Genomic DNA, 18,468 nt, shown 5'->3' on the forward strand with positions numbered 1-18,468 from the left:
CACCGTCTAATTCCTCGGCATCATCTCATTCGGCTAATGCAGAAAATGGAGCGGAAGCAGAAAACAGCACCCCTAAACACGCTTTGCGGGAGCCGAGCGAACCCACCACCGATACCGGCACCACCGATTCCAGCACCACAGATGCCAGCTCCACTGGATCCCACGCCGCAGAATCTACTGCCGAACAATCCCCCGCCGGGACCGAATACGCTTACGAAAAGCGCGCCTGGCTCCAGCACTACAACGACGCCTGCCCACCGGAAATCGAGCTTGCCGAAATCACGCTCGTCGACAACTACGTAGAAAACCTCAAAAAGCATCCGGACCGCAACGCAACCTGGTTTTTCGGCGAAACCAAAACCTTCGCACAGATCGACAAGCAGGTCCGGGCGGTAGCTGCGAGTTTGAAATCACTGGGCGTCGGCAAGGGTGACCGAGTAGCCGTGATCCTTCCCAATTGTCCGCAGCACGTCGTTGCGATCCACGCGATCCACCGCCTGGGCGCCACCGTCGTCGAGCACAACCCGCTGTACACACCGTATGAGCTGGAAGGCCTCTTCAAAGACCACGAGTCGCGCACCGCGATCGTCTGGGACAAAATCGCCGAATCTCTGGAACCGCTGCGCCACAGCACTGCGCTGCAAAACCTGATCGCGGTCAACATGGTCGAGGCGATGCCGACGACCAAGCAGCTGGCCTTGCGCTACCTACCGCTGCCGTCGGTACGCGAAAAACGCGATATGCTCACCGCACCAGCCGACAACGCCATCCCGTACGGCATGCTTCTCGACGGCGCGATCGGCGGCACCGGTGAGCACCTGGAACCCGAGCCGACGATTACCCCGGATGACATCGCATTCATCCTCTACACTTCGGGAACCACCGGTGCACCAAAGGGCGCGATGCTCAGCCACCGTAATATCTGCTCCAACGTGCAGATGGCCAAGTACTGGCTACCGGGCATTGGCGAAAAGCCAGAAACGTTGATGGGCGCGCTGCCGATGTTCCACGTTTATGGCCTCACGCTTATCGGAGCGCTTTCTGTCTACATCGGCGGCGAAATCATTCTGCTGCCGAAGCCGGAAATCCCATTGCTGCTGGACGCCATCAAAAAGCGTAAGCCAACCTGGCTGCCGGGAGTGCCAACACTCTACGACAGGATCGCCGAGGAAGCGCAAAGCAAAGACCTCGACTTGCAGGGCATCCGGTATTCGTTTGCCGGTGCTGCACCACTGCCTGCCGCCACCGTCGACGAGTGGGAAAAGCTGTCCGGCGGCCTGTTGGTGGAAGGCTACGGCCTGACCGAAACCTCTCCGGTGATCGTTGCTAACCCAGTCAACGAAAATCGCCGTCCGGGCTTTATCGGCGTGCCTATGCCCAATACCTTGATCCGCATCGCCAACCAGAACAACCTCGACGAGACCATGCCGAATGGTGAAGAGGGCGAGGTCCTGGTCAAAGGACCACAGGTTTTCCAGGGCTACTTGAATAAGCCGGAAGCCACCGAGGAGGCTTTCCACGATGGCTGGTTCCGCACCGGTGACATGGGCGTGATGGAAGAAGACGGTTTTTTGCGGCTGGTTTCACGCCTGAAGGAAATCATCATCACCGGCGGTTTCAACGTGCACCCGGCGGAGGTGGAAGAAACCGTGGGTTCGCACCGCGACGTCGCCGATGTTGCCGTGGTGGGGCGCCCGCGCAAGGATGGTTCGGAAGATGTGGTCGCCTGTGTGATTCTCAACGACGGCGCCGAGCTGGATCCGGAAGGTTTGCGCGAGTTCTGCCGTCAGCGCTTAACCCGCTACAAGGTTCCGCGCACCTTCTACCACTTTGAGGAATTGGCCCGCGACCAGCTGGGCAAAATCCGCCGACGTGAGGTACAAGCCGATCTGATGGAGCGCTTGGGAGAGTCTGAAAACTAACGAATCGAGATTCGCAAAAACCGCGCGAAAGAGGGGCGTGCCGACGCACCACTGCAACCGTCGGCACGCCCCTTTTCCATTACACACCCCTGTATGCTGGGAGTATTCTCGGCTTCGCACGAAATCCGCGCTGGTTATGTGAAACTACTCACCAATTGGTAGTGTGGGGTTATCTCAAATCGTGTGATGCACAACACCCCTACTCAAGGAGGTAGCAATGACCGCTTCGGATACCAAGGCGTGGCTACAGCACTACGGCGATATTCCGGAAAAGCCGGAATACGAGCACAAGACTCTGCTGAGCTTGTACGACAACAACCTGACCAATAACCACCACCGGCAGGCGACGTACTTTTTTGGCGAGTCGATGACATACAGTGAGCTCGACAAGAACGTGCGCGCTGTCGCCGCCGGCCTGAAGGCTTTCGGCGTAGGTCCGGGCGACCGCGTGGCGGTGCTGTTGCCGAACTGTCCACAGCACGTTATTGCTTTTTATGCCATCCAGAAAATTGGTGCGACTGTCGTCGAACACAACCCGCTCTATACTGCCCACGAGTTGGAAGGCCTGTTCCAGGATCACGGCGCCCGCATCGCGATTTGCTGGGACAAGGCAGCCCCAATGTTGGAGCAGGTGCGCAGCAAGACTCCACTGGAGACCATCATTTCGGTCAACATGATCAACGCGATGCCGCGCACCAAGCAGCTGGCCCTGCGTTACCTGCCGCTGCCGTCGATCCGCGAAAAACGCAAGCAACTGTCCCAGTTTGCACCCAACACCATCTCTTTTGAATCCCTGGCCAGTGAGGCTTTCGGTGGCGACGGGCGGGAGATCCGTACCCCTGATTGTGTCACTAGTGACACGACCGCGCTGATTCTCTACACCTCGGGCACTACCGGCGCACCAAAGGGTGCAGAGCTCACCCAGGGCAATATTTCCGCGAATATCGCCCAGATCTTGGCGTTCTTCCCTACCCTGGGCCGCAACCCGGACGAGCGCGTGCTGGGTGCCCTGCCGATGTTCCATGTTTACGGTCTGACGCTGATCGCCGGACTGGCGGTCTCGCTGGGTGGCGAGATGGTGCTGGTGCCGAAGCCGGAAATCCCGTTGCTGATGGACGTCATCAAAAACCGCAAGCCATCCTGGATGCCTGGCGTGCCGACGCTGTACTCCAAGGTTATGGAGGCAGCCGAGAAGCAGGACATCGACTTGAAAGGTATCGCCAACTCCATTTCGGGTGCCGCCCCGTTGCCAGAGGCCACCGTCGAGAAGTGGGAACAACGCACCGGCGGCCTGCTGGTGGAAGGCTACGGTCTGACCGAAACCTCGCCGGTGTTGTGTTGTAACCCGCACTCGGAAAACCGTCGCCCGGGTTATATCGGTATCCCATTCCCGGATACTGAGGTTCGCATCGCCAACCCGGATAATTTGGAAGAGACCATGCCGGATGGCGAGGAAGGCGAGCTGCTCGGCCGCGGCCCGCAGGTGTTCAAGGGCTATCTGCACAATGAGGAAGCCACGGAAAACGCTTTCCATGATGGCTGGTTCCGCACCGGCGACATGGCCGTGATGGAAGAAGATGGCTTCGTGCGCATCGTGTCCCGCATTAAGGAAATGATCATCACTGGTGGTTTCAACGTCTACCCTGGCGAGGTCGAGGACTGCCTGGGCCAGCACCCAGACGTCGAAGAGTGCGCCGTGGTGGGCCGCCCACGCAAGGACGGTTCGGAAGACGTCGTCGCCTGCGTTGTGCTGCGCGCCGGTGCTGCACTGGACCCGGATGGCCTGAAGGATTACTGCCGTGAACGTCTGACTGCCTACAAGGTTCCGCGCACCTTCTACCACTTCGAAGAGCTCGCCACTGACCAGATCGGTAAGCTGCGCCGCCGCGAAGTTCAGGCCGATTTGCTGGATATGTTGGGGCTGGTGCCGAAGGAAAAGGACGACGCTACCGACGCTGACGAGGCCGACGGTTCCGATGATTCCGATAATTCCGGCAAGGCGAAGCCGCTCGATGAGCAGCCGGACCACCAGGAATCCGACATTGCGGGCGTCGAGGTAGACGATCTTGACGACGCGCAGCCCGACGAAGACGCGGTAGCTGCGGCAGACGACGGCGCCGAGGATGCTGACAAGAACTAGTTTGTCGTCCTCCTTGCTCTAGCCGCAGCCGCGGGCCGCATACCTGCGCGCAACCACAAGGGCCTGACTCCGATAAAACATCGGGGCCAGGCCCTTGAGCTTTTTCTAGCCAGTGTGGTTGAAGGGACCAGACACCGACTTCGGCAAGCCGGCCTGGCTCTGAGTTCACTGACTTTTCCAAAAGTTAACCGCCATGGAAAGCCATCTACGTTGGCCAACCACGGCGGTTTCTAGTGTCTCTGCAATCGAAATTGCTCACACGATTCAGAAGGCAGCGTCAATCTATTGCTGGGCTTTTGCCAGCGCGTCGTCAATCTGCTCTTTGTAACGTTCAATTGCCCATGGAACAGTCAGTGGGTTAATCATCGATGACCCCGTAACAAAGGACTGGTCGGTCGGAGCAACCTCAGCACCCTGTGCGATAGCAGCGATACCGGAGTACGCAGGGTCTGCGTGCAGTTCTTTACGCGACGCTTCGTCAGAGTAGAAAGTGAAGATCAAATCTGAATCATTCAATTTATCCAGGTTTTCTGCGCTGACGGTCGCAGAGTCAGTTCCCGCAACTACGCTATCCCGGAACTCTTCAACCACAGGATCTACCTGGAGGCCTAATTTGGACACGAATTGAACACGCTGTTCCGTTGGCAAGAAGATACCGTAGTTTCCCACTCCAGAGTTATAAATGAAGCTGAAGGTGTGCTCGCCGTAAGATTCTTCCTTGGCATCGTCAAACTCCTGGTTGATACCGTCGATCAAGTCCTGCGCTTGGTCGCCTTTACCCAGTGCTTCAGCAACAGTATTGATCTGCTCTTCCCAAGTAATGACCCATGGCTCTTCTTCGTACGCGACGGTTGGCGCAATTTCGCTGATCTGGTCGTACTGCTCTTGCGTAAGGCCAGACCAAGGGGCCAAGATCAGGTCAGGTTCCAGCGCCGCAATCTCTTCCGCGCTAAGTTCTTCGGCACCTGTAATCAACTCTGGCTTCTCGTCATCTTTGACGCCCATTTCTTCGAGCTCTTCGTTGACCCATGGCAAGTAGCCCGACTCATCTGCACCCCATTCATAGGATTCAACGGCAATCGGGACCACGCCGAGTGCAAGGGTAGTCTCGGTGGAACCCTGGCCAAGGGTAACTACACGTTCGGGTGTGCCCTCAATCTCGGCAACACCAAGTGCGTGTTCAATCGTGCGCGTTTCACCAGAGTTGTTGTCGGCAGCATCATTGCTTTCGCCATTTTCAGCACACGCTGCAAGACCCAGCATTAAGGTCATAGAAGTGACAATTGCTGCTAGACGGGCAACAGACCCTCGGTGCTTCCGTGTGTCAATCACTGAGGAGGACGCAATTTGCGGCATGCTCGTTCCTTCTTTCGCTAGTTCCGCATGCAACCACATACTGGTCACTGCTGCGGTTTGACTGTGAGTTTCATCGATATGTCCGATGCACTTCCATAACCATATAATCCAGACACAGCTACTAGCAAGGTTATGCTTTCTAAACTAATTAGGATTTGACACTCAAAGACAGAGATCATACCTACGGCAGAACTGCGCGCCCGTCGCACCGCGGCACCGCCACACCACCACTATCGGAAATTCGTATGATCTTGTAGGTTAGTCAATGCTATGAAATCCCCCGGATCATCACCTACGCGTGATATACACAAGGACTTATCGGAGAATACTAAGCAGCCGCGATCCTTACGTACACGTCGCGTTACAGGACTCATCATTCTCGTCTTCGTCGTCCTAGCTGTGACACTTGGCAGCTTGCTGTTTGGAGCCCGCCCAATTGCGTTCGCAGATGCCGTGCAAGCATTAATTAATCTACCTTCATTGCTTGACGAACCTCAGTCTGGTTCCGCGGACGCTCGCGTTATCGCAGATCTCCGCTGGCCCCGCACCCTCATCGGCTTATTTGTCGGTGCTGCACTCGGTGTCGCAGGTGCATTAATCCAAGGCCATACACGAAACCCATTGGCTGACCCAGGACTTTTGGGGGTTTCAGCGGGCGCAGCTTTCGCTGTCGTCCTAGGTTTTTTCGCGTTTGGGCTTACTTCAGCCTTGAGCACATCCGTCGTGGCTTTTTGTGGTGCAGTTCTTGCCACTGCACTAGTTTTCGGTCTTGCCTCGCTGGGTGGGGGACAGATCAATCCACTCACGTTAATCCTTGGCGGCGCTGCACTAACAGCGGTGCTGCATTCCATGACCACTGCACTCACGCTCATCGACGACAACAGTCTGGACCGGATGCGCTTCTGGAGCGTTGGCGCATTATCTGGCAGGGATCTTTCAATTTTTTGGGGCACCGCGCCGTTTATCGCGATCGGGCTCATAGTTGCACTTGCAACCGCACCTACTTTGAATCTGCTGAATCTTGGCGACGACGCAGCTAGTGCGCTTGGCGTCAATACTTACCGGGCTCGGTTGCTCGGCATGGTGGTCATCGCGTTACTTGCGGGAGCTGCCACGGCGGCCGCGGGCCCGATCGGTTTTATTGGTTTGGTTGTACCGCATATTGCTCGTAGTCTGTGCGGGCCTGATTACCGGTGGATTCTTCCATATTCCGCGCTGACCGGTGCTAGCTTACTGTTGCTTTCAGATATTTTGGGTCGTCTCATTGCCCGCCCGGGTGAATTACAAGTCGGAATCGTGCTGGCATTCGTCGGTGCGCCATTCTTTATGTACCTCATTTATCGGCGGAAGGTAGTTGCTCTATGACAAGCTCATCACGTCTACTGTCCCGTCCAGTGGTGCCGGGACGACCAGCGCTACGCAAGGGGCACATCTCTCTGGTCTGGCGCCCGTGGGTTCTTTTTAGCACCATCGCCATGATTTGCGCAGCAGTGCTCATTTTTGCGGCTTCGATCGCCATCGGCGATTATCCTTTAACTGTCCCTGAGGTATTGCGCATAATTTTCCTTGGCGACGGTTCTCGTATTGAACGCATCGCAGTTTTCGATTGGCGTATGCCGCGGGCTTTAACAGCGCTGACGGTAGGCTTTGCACTGGGTTTGGCTGGTGCGCTAACTCAATCAGTGACTGGCAACCCACTTGCTAGTCCAGACATACTTGGTATTACCTCTGGCGCTTCTGCGGCCGCCGTGACCGTACTCACCTTCGGTGGAGGTGTTGGAGCTTTTGCTGCGGTAGCCGGAAAGATTGCCACCTTCGGCTTACCCCTTGCTGCATTGGCTGGTGGCCTCATTACTGGTGCTGTCGTCTGGATCCTGTCATCACGGGGCAGTTTCGATGCCTATCGGCTCGTGCTATTCGGAATCATCATCACGGCTCTCATGAATGCTTATATCGGCTTTTTGATGACACGAGCAGAGTTACGGGATGCCGCTACCGCGCAACAGTGGTTAGCAGGTTCCCTCAATTCGACTAACTGGGACCGCGCCGTTCCGGTAGCACTCGTCATCCTCATCTGCGTCCCGCTATTAGCGTGGATGGCCTACACGCTAACTGCTGCCGTGCTTGGCCAAGATCTCGCCGCAGCACTTGGCCTTCGAGTCTCACGTACACAGCTAACTTTTTTAGTTATCGCAGTAACTCTGGCATCAATCGCCGTGGCTGCAGCTGGGCCGATCGGATTCGTAGCGTTTGTCGCCCCGCAGTTGGCGGTACGCATCACCAGGCTCTCCACGCCACCGCTGGTCGCTTCTGCATTCATGGGAGCAATCTTGCTGTTAGGGGCTGACCTCGTGGTTCGCACGAATATCCCCGTGGATCTCCCAGTTGGCATCGTGACGTCCGCTTTTGGTGGCGTATTCCTGCTCTACCTGCTTATCAGCTCGAATCTCAAGCGGTCTAGGTCGTCATGATCGGAATTGTCCCCGAGGTGCTGATCGTCTCCGCACGATTTTCATATCCCGGCTCTCAAAGCCAATTCGGTGCAAGCACTTCAGATTAAAAACAACTCGTAACAAGAACTACGAATAAACAAGAACTAAGAAAAAGACGATGAACAATCCAATTTCTACACCCCCTAACCGTGGTGTTAGCGTCAATGCACAAAATCTCTGTGTTGGTTATGGCGATAACATCATCATCGATGATCTTTCGGTGAATTTCCCAAGTGGAGAAATCACCACCATCATCGGCCCCAACGGTTGTGGAAAATCTACCCTCTTGCGCGCAGTTTCCCGGCTCATTCCCCTGCGCCAAGGCACGGTAACCGTCGACGGTAAAGACGCGACCACAATGAAGCGTAAAAACCTGGCAAAAACTGTAGGTGTCTTGCCCCAGGCCCCCAGTGCGCCGGAGGGGTTATTAGTCTCGGATCTGGTCGCACGCGGACGCCACCCGCACCAGTCGTGGATCAACCAGTGGTCCGCTGCCGATGAACAAGAGGTGTTGCGCGCACTCGAACTCACAAACACCGCGCATCTAGCTGAACGCTCGCTGGAAGCATTATCTGGAGGTCAACGCCAACGAGTGTGGATCAGCATGGTGCTTGCACAGCAGACTGATGTGTTGTTTTTAGACGAGCCCACTACCTACCTGGATCTTTCGCATTCCATCGACGTTCTTAATTTGGTCACGCGCCTGAAGCATGATTTGGGTCGAACCATCGTTATGGTGCTTCATGATCTCAACCTTGCGATCCGCTATTCCGATCATCTCGTAGTGATGAAAGATGGCGCAATACACGCCAGTGGCAGCCCTGCTCAGGTCATCACTCCTGAATTACTCAGCGAAGTCTTCAATCTGGATGCCCATGTCAACCCTGATCCAGTCATGTCTGAAGCACGCGGGACTACGGTTCCACTCATCGTGCCTGCTGCACCTCCCGGCATGTAAAACCCTGCCACCCCACCCCCATTCAACAGCTCCACACCCCACACAAGTGGTTTCTAAAACAAAATCATGAGAATTTACTCACATTTAGCGCGAGTTATACCCGTGAGCTAACTCGCATGCACTACGGTGAGCAAGGACAACATGAACGTTTCCTCATATTTTCAGTAAAGGATGCCACTGCATGTCTTTGACACCGCTAGATTCCATGCGCGCCCCTGCCATCATTTTTGCTGGTCAAGCCTCGGAATGGGAAAAGCAGCTGCACAGCGCCGCCGCTAGCCACCACGCCGTCGGCCGCCTGGATAGCTACCTGACCCAAGCCCGCAGCCTGGTCAGCCCATATGCCCGCACCATTGCTTCTACTATCCCAGGAGCCATGGAGCGCTTGGAAGCGCTCGTGCACGCGGACTCCCAAGACACCGGCGCATCCGACCACACCGCCAGCACCTCGAACACCGCCAATGACGTCTTCCCCGCCGTCAGCATCCCGGGCATCGTGCTCAGCCAGTTGGCTGCCATTGATCAATTGCGTGACCTGGGGCTGGACCTTGCAGGTTGCGACCTAGAACAGGGCGCAACACAGAACAACCCAACCACTGCCTTCGGCCACTCCCAGGGCAGCCTCGGCATCGCCGCCATTAAACATCCAGTCCACGCGCTGGCCCTGGCCATTCTGATGGGTACAGCAGCAAACGTAAGCCACGGTTCTACCGATTCGCGCTCGCACATGCTGCTGATCCGCGACCTGCCGCGTGAATTCGTCGACAAGTGCCTGGATAACCCCAACACCGGCTCGGCCGCCATCTCCGTGGTCAACGGCACCCGCGCCTTCGTCGTCTCTGGCACCCCGGATGAGCTCGCCGCGGTCGAAAACAACGTCGCCGCCCACGCCAGCGCCTATAACGACGCCCTGGAAGCCCGCGAATTTGGCGGCTCAGAACTCACCCCGAACTTCACCTACTTGCCGGTCGCGCTGCCATTCCACCACGACAGCCTCACCGAAGCCGCAGAACTCACCATCGAGTGGGCCACCGCCTGCAACCTGGACCTCGGCGAAACGGACATCGCCACCGTCGTCCGCGACATCCTGGTCCACCCCTTCGACTGGACCGCACAGACCGCCCAGATGGTCGACCAGCAGATCAGCCACGCCTTGGTGCTTGACGACGGCCTGGCCAAACTCACCACACCTCTCGTGGCGGGCACCGGCCTGGCCGTGGTTCCGGCCTGGACGCCGTCGCAACGCGATAACCTCGCCACCCCCGGCGCGCAACTGCCCACTGCCCGCGATTGGTCCGCCTTCGCCCCACGCCTGGTCACGCTGCCCGACGGCAAGACTTACACGCAGACGAAGTTCTCTGCGCTGACCGGCCTGTCCCCGATCATGCTCGGCGGCATGACCCCGACCACCGTTGATCCGGCCATCGTCGCCGCTGCTGCCAACGCCGGTTTCTGGACGGAGATGGCTGGCGGCGGAATGTATTCCGAAGAGCTGTTCACCGAACTGAAAAACTCGCTGATCCGGCAGTTGCAGCCTGGCCGCACCGTCGCGTTCAACACCATGTTCTTCGACCGCTTCATGTGGAATCTGCAGTTCGGCCAGACGCGTATCGTCCCGAAGGCCCGCGCGAACGGCGCCCCAATCACCGGTGTCACCATTTCCGCTGGCGTGCCAGAAGCCGACGAGGCCGATAAGCTGCTCGCCCAGCTGCGTGCCGACGGCTTCCCGTATATTTCCTTCAAGCCGGGCACCACCGCGCAGATCCGCGATATCCTCGCCATCGCCGATGCCAACCCGGAGCACCAGCTGATTCTGCAGATCGAAGACGGCCACGCCGGCGGGCACCACTCGTGGCTGGACCTCGACGAGATGCTCATCGACACCTACGCCGCAGCCCGCGAGCACGATAACGTCACCATCACCGTCGGCGGTGGCATTTACTCGGCGGAGCGCGCCGCGGAATACCTGACCGGTACCTGGTCGCAGAAGTATTCCCTGCCACGCATGCCTGTCGACGGCGTGTTCGTCGGCACCGTCGCCATGGCCACCAAAGAAGCCACCACTTCCCCGCAGGTCAAGCAGCTGCTCGTCGACACCCCAGGTATCAGCCCGGAGACCAACGGCGGTTGGGTTGGCCGCGGCAAGGCCAACGGTGGGGTCGCTTCTGGGCAGTCGCACTTGCTGGCGGACCTGCACGAAATCGACAATTCTTTCGCCGCTGCCGCCAGGCTGATCACTTCGCTGGATCCGGCCGATTACCAGGATCACCGCGACGAGATCATCGCCGCGCTGGACAAGACCTCCAAGCCGTATTTCGGTGACGTCGAGACCATGACCTACCAGCAGTGGATGGAACGCTTCGTCGACCTGGCCTTCCCGTTCATGGACCCAACCTGGCAGGATCGCTGGTTTGACTTGTTGCACCGCATCGAAGCGCGCCTGCACCCAGCCGATCACGGCGAGATCGACACCCTGTTCCCCGACTTGGATTCCGTCGCCGATGCCCCAGCCAACCTGCGCACGCTGCTCGAGGCCTTCCCGGCTGCTGCCACCACCACCGTCGCCGCCCGCGATGCAGCTTGGTTCGTCACTCTCAACCACAAGCACAACAAGCCGATGCCGTGGACCACCGCCATCGATGGTGACCTGAAAAAGTGGTTCTCCAAAGACACCCTCTGGCAGGCCCAGGAAGCGCGTTACGACGCCGATGCCGTGCGCATCATCCCTGGACCAGTCTCGGTCGCGGGTATCACCAAGGTCGACGAGCCGGTCGCCGAGCTGCTCGCCCGCTTCGAAACTGGCACCACGCAAGCCCTGCAGCAGGCAGGCGTTGAGCCGTCCGCGCAGTACTCACGCCTGGGTAATGCGAAAACCGCCGAGGATTTCTTGCGTCACGCCCCATCCCTGCAGTGGCACGGCCACACCATCGCCAATCCGGCGGTAGAGCTGCCAGCTGAGGCCTTCGACATCATCAACGATGGCACTCAGGCTGCCCCGCAGTGGTCGATCCGCATCAACACCGATTCCTACTGGGACGATCTGCCAGCCGAGCAGCGCCCGTTCTACGTGAAGTCCGTGTCCATCCCGGTCGATCTTTCCGACGCCGTCGCCACCGGCGCCAGCCCAGTCGTCGACCGTGAACGCCTGCCCAAGGCCGTCTTCGATCTGCTGGCCGGCCTGGCCGGTGTGGGTTCGACCTCGGAGTCTGGCGACGAGATCACCGCGTTGCCTGCCATCGTGGAGGGTTCGGTCAGCGAGCAGTACCCATTCGGCTATGCAGAGGATTCTTTCACTCTGCCCACCACCTTGCTGCAAGCGCACACCGCAGTCACCGGCGCGGGTCTCGGCGATAAGCTCACCACCGCCCCGGGCACCCCGGACGTGTTGGTGGGCCCGGCCTGGCCAGCGATCTATACTGCCCTGGGTTCTGGCCGCATCGGCGAAGAACACGGCGAACCGGCTGGAACCGACTACCCCGTCATCGAGGGCCTGCTCAACGCCGTACACCTCAACCACGTCATTGACCTGCGGGTTCCACTGCACGAACTCTCCCGCGGCACCAAAGGCAATGGCCGCCGCATCGACGTGAAATCGTGGTGCTCCGCGATCGACGAGTCCAACGCCGGGCGCATCGTCACCGTTAAGCTGGAATTGCGCGATCACGAATCCGGCGAATTGGTTGCTACCCAGATGCAGCGCTTCGCCATCCGCGGCCGCGCCACCGGTGCTAGCGTCCCAGCACCTGCCCCGGAATGGGGCGGTGCTGCCCTAGCCGCTGAAGTCGAGCCGACCCCACGCTCCTTCGTCGACCGCGCGACCGTCACGGCCCCGCAGGATATGACCCCATTCGCGCTGGTCTCGGGCGACTACAACCCGATCCACACCTCCACCAACGCTGCTCGCCTGGTCAATCTTGACGACGCCTTGGTCCACGGCATGTGGCTCTCGGCGACCGCCCAGCACCTGGCGAACACCCACGGCACCGTCACCAGCTGGACCTATTCCATGTTCGGGATGGTGCAACTCGGCGACAAGGTCGAAATCACCACTGAGCGCGTCGGCCGTGCTGGAATCCACAGCGCACTGGAGGTCACCTGCCGTATCGACGGTGAGGTCGTCTCCGTCGGCCAGGCACTGCTGGCGCAACCCGCCACCGCCTATGTTTACCCAGGCCAAGGCGTGCAGGCAGAAGGCATGGGCCGCGGCGATCGCAACGCCTCGCCAGCTGCCCGTGAGGCCTGGCGCCGGGCGGATCACCACACCCGCACCCAGCACGGCTTCTCCATCCGCCAGATCATCGACGACAACCCCACCGAGCTCACGGTGCGCGGTACCACCTTCCGCCACCCACAGGGCGTGCTGCACCTGACGCAGTTCACCCAGGTCGCCCTCGCCGTCGTCGCCTATGGCCAGACCGAGCGCCTACGCGAGAACAACGCACTTGCTGCCGATGCCATGTACGCCGGCCACTCCTTGGGTGAATACACCGCGCTGGCCTCGCTGGCGAATATCTTCAACCTGGAAGCTGTCATCGATATCGTCTACTCGCGTGGTTCCGCGATGGGTACCCTCGTCGAGCGCGACGAGCACGGTAACTCCAACTACGGTATGGGTGCTCTGCGCCCGAACATGATTGGTGTCAGCGCCGACGACGTGCAGGATTACGTCGCCAAGGTGGCTGCTGAAACCGGCGAGTTCTTGGAGATCGTCAACTACAACATCTCCGGCCAGCAGTATTCCATCGCCGGCACCAAGGCGGGCCTGGCGGAGCTGGGCAAGCGCGCCACCGCCATCGCTCCGCGTGCCTTCGTCACCGTGCCTGGCATCGATGTGCCATTCCACTCCCGCGTGCTGCGCGACGGAGTGCCCGCATTCGCCGAAAAACTCGACGAGCTGCTACCGGAGACCTTGGACCTGGATGCCCTGGTCGGACGCTATGTTCCGAACCTGGTGGCCCGCCCGTTTGAGCTCACCCAAGATTTCGTCGATGCCACCGCTGCCCTGGCCCCATCGGGTCGTCTGGACAACATCGACGCCGCGAACATGGATCCGCAAAAACTCGCCCGCCTGCTGCTGGTCGAGCTGTTGTCCTGGCAGTTTGCTTCGCCGGTGCGCTGGATCGAGACCCAGGAGCTCCTGTTCGGCCGCGTTGAGCAGATCATCGAGGTCGGCCTGGCTAGCTCGCCGACGCTGACCAACCTGGCGCAGCGTTCCCTGGCCGTGGCTGGGGTGAGTTTGCCGGTATACAACGTCGAGCGCGACCAGGATGTGGTCATGCTTGCCGACGTCACCGAGGCTCCAACAGAAGAGCCCGCCGACGACGAAGCGGCTGGTGCTGGCGCTGCTGACGGTGCCGGTGCTTCCAACTCTGCTGCCTCCAGCTCTGCTGCTGCCGACCAAGCCAGCCAGACCCCGGAGGTCGGCGCCGAGGCTGCGAAACCAAATGAGAACCCGGCACCGCTGGCAGAGGCCGGATCCCAGGCTGACGCTGGTTCTGGTTCTAGCGCTGGTTCTAGCTCTGGTTCTGGCTCAGACGCGAACGACGCGACCGCAGCAGCCCCTGCAACCCCTGCCGGTGGCGGCGCCCCGGCCGGCGAGCTCAGCTTCACCGCCGCCGAAGCCATCATGACGCTGTTCGCGTTTTCCAACAAGATCCGCCTGGATCAGATCAACGATTCCGATACCGTCGAAGAACTCACCAACGGGGTGTCCTCGCGCCGGAACCAGTTGCTCATGGATATGTCCGCTGAACTGGGTGTTCCAGCCATCGACGGGGCCGCTGATGCTGATGTCGCCACCCTGCGCGGCCGCGTCACCACCGCAGCTCCGGGCTACAGTCCGTTTGGTTCGGTGCTCAGCGAGGCCATCGGTGCCCGCCTGCGCCAGCTCACCGGTGCCGCCGGTGCCAAGCCAGCCGCCGTCGGCGAGCGCGTGACCGGCACCTGGTCGCTGCCGCAATCCTGGATCGCCCACGTCGAAGCCGAGATCCTGCTGGGATCGCGCGAAGAAGATTCGGTCCGCGGTGGTTCGCTATCGACGATCCCGACCACCGCTAGCTCCAAGGCAGAGGTCAACGAGCTGGTCGACGCCGCCGTGCAGCAGGTGGCTGCTCGCCACGGGGTGGCGGTCTCGCAAGCAACCGGTGGTTCCGGTGCCGGTGGTGGTTCCGTCGTGGATTCCGCTGCGCTCAACGAATTCGCCGAGCAGGTCACCGGCGAAAACGGCGTGTTGGCCACCGCCGCGCGCACCGTGCTGGCACAACTTGGCTTGTCCGAGCCCGCACCGGAGACCCCGGAAAGCGATAACACGCTGTTCGAAACCGTCGAGGCCGAACTGGGTTCCGGCTGGGTCAAGACCGTCACCCCGGTCTTTGATGCCCGCAAGGCCGTGCTTTTCGACGACCGCTGGGCCAGCGCCCGCGAAGATCTCGCCCGCTACGCCCTGGGCCAGGCAGATATCAACATCGAGCGTTTCCGCGGCACCGGCACCACCGTCGCCAAGCAAGCCCGCTGGTGGGCAGCCAACGGTGGGCAGGGCGAGCTGGAAGAGATCGCGCAGCTGGCAGAATCTGAGCTACAGGGCGCCTACGCCGAGGATGTTGCGCTGGTTACCGGTGCTGCTCCGGGCTCGATTGCCACTGCACTGATCGCGCGCCTGCTCGAAGGCGGCGCGACCATCGTCATGACTGCTTCGCGCGTGAGCCAAGCGCGTAAGGAATTTGCCCGCAAGCTGTATGCCGAGCACGCCATTCCGGGTGCTGCGTTGTGGCTGGTTCCGGCGAACTTGTCGTCCTACCGCGACGTCGATGCGGTCATCGACTGGATCGGCACCGAGCAGGTGGAATCTGTCGGCAATGAGGTGAAGCTGCTCAAGCCGGCGCTGATCCCAACCCTGGCCTTCCCATTCGCTGCCCCACCAGTGACGGGATCGCTGGCCGACGCTGGCCCGCAGGCGGAGAACCAAACGCGTTTGCTGTTGTGGTCCGTCGAGCGCACCATCGCGGGATTGGCCGGTTTGGCGCAGGCTGGCGTCGACAAGCGCTGCCATGTGGTGCTTCCTGGTTCGCCGAACCGTGGTGTATTCGGTGGCGACGGCGCTTATGGTGAGGTCAAGGCCGCACTGGATGCGATTATGAACAAGTGGAAGGTTGAGGCTGGCTGGTCCGACGGTGTCACCCTGGCGCAGGTTCTGATCGGTTGGGTGGCCGGTACGCACCTGATGGCCGGCAACGACGGACTAGTTCCGGCCGTTGAGGCTGCAGGTATCCGCGTATGGAACCCGGATGAGATTTCCCACGAGTTGATGAGCTTGGCCTCTGCCGATTCCCGTACCCAGGCTGCCAGCGCCCCACTGCACCTGGATCTCACCGGTGGTTTGGGTGACACGTTGAACATGGCCGAGCTGACTGCCCAGGCGGCAGCGAATGCAGAAAAGGCCGCAGCAGCCGCCGCAGAGGCAGCAGCCAACGCCCCCGCTGCCCCGGCGACCATCACCGCCCTGCCAAATATCGCGGTGCCTGCACAGCCGGAGCGCGTGGAGACCGGCGAGATCACCACGGACCTGGATGACATGATCGTCATCGCGGGTGTCGGTGAGGTCTCGTCCTGGGGTTCGGGCCGCACCCGTTTCGAGGCGGAATACGGCATCCAGCGCGATGGCTCCGTGGAGCTGACCGCCGCCGGTGTTCTGGAATTGGCCTGGATGACGGGCCTGGTCAACTGGGCTGAAGACCCAACCCCAGGCTGGTACGACGCCAATGGGGCGGAAATCGCCGAAGAGGAAATCTATTCCCGCTTCCGCGATGAGGTCGTCGCCCGCGCCGGTGTGCGCACCCTGTCGGATAAGTATCACCTGCAGGATCAGGGTTCGATCGACTTGGCGACGGTCTTCTTAGACCGCGACATCACCTTCACCGTGCCTTCCGAGGCCCAGGCCCGCGATATCGAAGCTGCTGACCCAGCCTTTACCCGCGTCGTCGAGATCGACGGCGAATGGCAAGTCACCCGCCTGCAGGGCGCTACCGCGAAGGTGCCGCGCAAGGCGACGCTGACACGCACGGTGGCGGGCCAGATGCCGGATAACTTCGACCCCACGCGCTGGGGTATTCCGGAGCACATGGTCGACGCCCTGGACCGCATGGCTGTGTGGAACCTGGTCACCGCCGTCGACGCCTTCATCAGCGCTGGGTTCAGCCCCGCGGAACTGCTGCAATCGATCCACCCAGGCAATATTGCTTCCACCCAGGGCACCGGTATTGGTGGCATGGAATCGCTGCACAAGGTCTTCGTCGCACGCTTCTTGGATGAGGAGCGTCCGTCGGACATCCTGCAGGAAGCTCTGCCGAACGTGATTGCTGCGCACACGATGCAGTCGCTGGTCGGCGGCTACGGTTCGATGATCCACCCGATCGGTGCGTGCGCGACCTCTGCGGTTTCTATCGAGGAAGGTTGCGACAAGATCAAGCTGGGCAAGGCCGATGTGGTCGTTGCCGGTGGTATCGACGACGTGCAGGTGGAATCGCTGGCCGGCTTCGGTGATATGAATGCGACCGCGGAAACGAAGAAGATGACCGACCAGGGCATCGACGAGCGCTTCATCTCCCGGGCGAACGACCGTCGCCGTGGTGGCTTCTTGGAGGCCGAGGGTGGCGGAACCGTCCTGCTGGTGCGCGGTTCCTTGGCCCGTGAGCTGGGCTTGCCGGTCTATGCGGTGGTTGCACACGCGGCGTCCTATGCCGATGGTGCGCACACCTCGATCCCTGCCCCGGGCCTGGGTGCTTTGGGTGCTGGACGGGGCCGTGAGAATTCGCGCTTGGCGAAGTCGCTGCGTGGTCTGGGCTTGCACCCGAACGACGTGACGGTGTTGTCCAAGCACGACACCTCCACCAACGCCAACGACCCGAACGAGTCCGAGCTGCACTCCATGCTGTGGCCTGCCGTCGGCCGCGATGCCGACGCCCCATTGTTTGTGATTTCGCAGAAGTCGCTGACGGGCCACTCCAAGGCTGGTGCCGCGCTGTTCCAGACCGGCGGTTTGATTGACGTCTTCCGCACCGGCCGCGTGCCGCACAACGCGGCGCTGGATTGCGTGGATCCGCTGATCGAGCCGAAGGCGAAGAATCTGGTGTGGCTGCGCGACGGCGTTTCGCTTGCCGACGCCGGGCGCCCCGTCAAAGCCGCCGTGCTGACCTCACTCGGTTTCGGTCACGTTGGTGCCGTGGTGGTCTATGGCCACCCTGGTGTTTTCGAGGCTGCGGTGGCCGCGCAGTTCGGCGAGGATGCTGCCGGTGCTTGGCGTGAGCAGGCGAATGCTCGTCTGGCCGCTGGTGCCGCGCACCGCGAGGCTGGCATGATTGGCCGCCGTGCGTTATTCAGTGTGATTGAGGGCCGTCGCTTGCCGGAGCGGGGTTCGAAGGAGGCCGAGATTGCGTTGTTGCTTGACGACGACGCCCGCCTCGGCGTCGACGGCACCTACCCGTTGCCCGGCGCGACTGGGTAGTCTGACTAGATTGCGCGCAGTGGTTATCTAGTCTGCGTGCAGCAGCTGCCTAGACAAGCTTGGCTGCGTGCAGGAACTGGGCGGTGTGCTCTGGCATGCTT

Annotated in this window: 7 protein-coding genes; 6 read left to right on the forward strand and 1 reads right to left on the reverse strand. The window is 60.4% G+C overall.

The annotated features are described in order from the left end of the window. The first annotated feature begins 83 nt into the window (after positions 1 to 83). On the forward strand, positions 84 to 1,922 hold the full coding sequence (locus U1140_RS09825) for a long-chain-fatty-acid--CoA ligase (protein ID WP_369847561.1): 1,839 nt from the start codon (positions 84 to 86) through the stop codon (positions 1,920 to 1,922). 217 nt (positions 1,923 to 2,139) lie between these two features. Continuing rightward, complete coding sequence (locus U1140_RS09830; protein WP_369847527.1) at positions 2,140 to 4,062, forward strand: long-chain-fatty-acid--CoA ligase; 1,923 nt, start codon at positions 2,140 to 2,142, stop codon at positions 4,060 to 4,062. 282 nt (positions 4,063 to 4,344) lie between these two features. On the opposite strand, the gene U1140_RS09835 is transcribed toward U1140_RS09830, so the two are convergent. Next, on the reverse strand, positions 4,345 to 5,334 hold the full coding sequence (locus U1140_RS09835) for an iron-siderophore ABC transporter substrate-binding protein (protein ID WP_369847529.1): 990 nt from the start codon (positions 5,332 to 5,334) through the stop codon (positions 4,345 to 4,347). Positions 5,335 to 5,688: 354 nt separating this feature from the next. Here U1140_RS09835 and U1140_RS09840 point away from each other — a divergent pair, with 354 nt between their 5' ends. The 4 genes from U1140_RS09840 (at position 5,689) to U1140_RS09855 (ending at position 18,367) form a co-directional block, all read left to right on the forward strand. Further along, positions 5,689 to 6,783, forward strand: coding sequence for a FecCD family ABC transporter permease (locus tag U1140_RS09840; RefSeq protein ID WP_369847530.1), 1,095 nt, complete (start codon positions 5,689 to 5,691; stop codon positions 6,781 to 6,783). After that, positions 6,780 to 7,889 (forward strand): FecCD family ABC transporter permease, encoded by a 1,110-nt coding sequence (locus U1140_RS09845; RefSeq protein WP_369847531.1) that lies wholly within the window; start codon positions 6,780 to 6,782, stop codon positions 7,887 to 7,889. The genes U1140_RS09840 and U1140_RS09845 overlap by 4 nt, the downstream gene beginning before the upstream one ends. A 139-nt stretch (positions 7,890 to 8,028) precedes the next feature. Further along, a complete protein-coding gene (locus U1140_RS09850; RefSeq protein WP_369847533.1) occupies positions 8,029 to 8,868 on the forward strand; it encodes an ABC transporter ATP-binding protein in 840 nt (279 codons plus the stop codon). Between the two features lie 181 nt (positions 8,869 to 9,049). After that, the gene (locus tag U1140_RS09855; protein ID WP_369847534.1) at positions 9,050 to 18,367 is read left to right on the forward strand and encodes a fatty acid synthase subunit beta domain-containing protein; all 9,318 of its coding nucleotides are present in this window, start codon (positions 9,050 to 9,052) and stop codon (positions 18,365 to 18,367) included. Positions 18,368 to 18,468: the final 101 nt, after the last annotated feature.

The sequence above is a fragment of the Corynebacterium drakensteinense genome, from assembly GCF_041224285.1.
In the GTDB taxonomy this organism is placed as follows: Bacteria; Actinomycetota; Actinomycetes; order Mycobacteriales; family Mycobacteriaceae; genus Corynebacterium.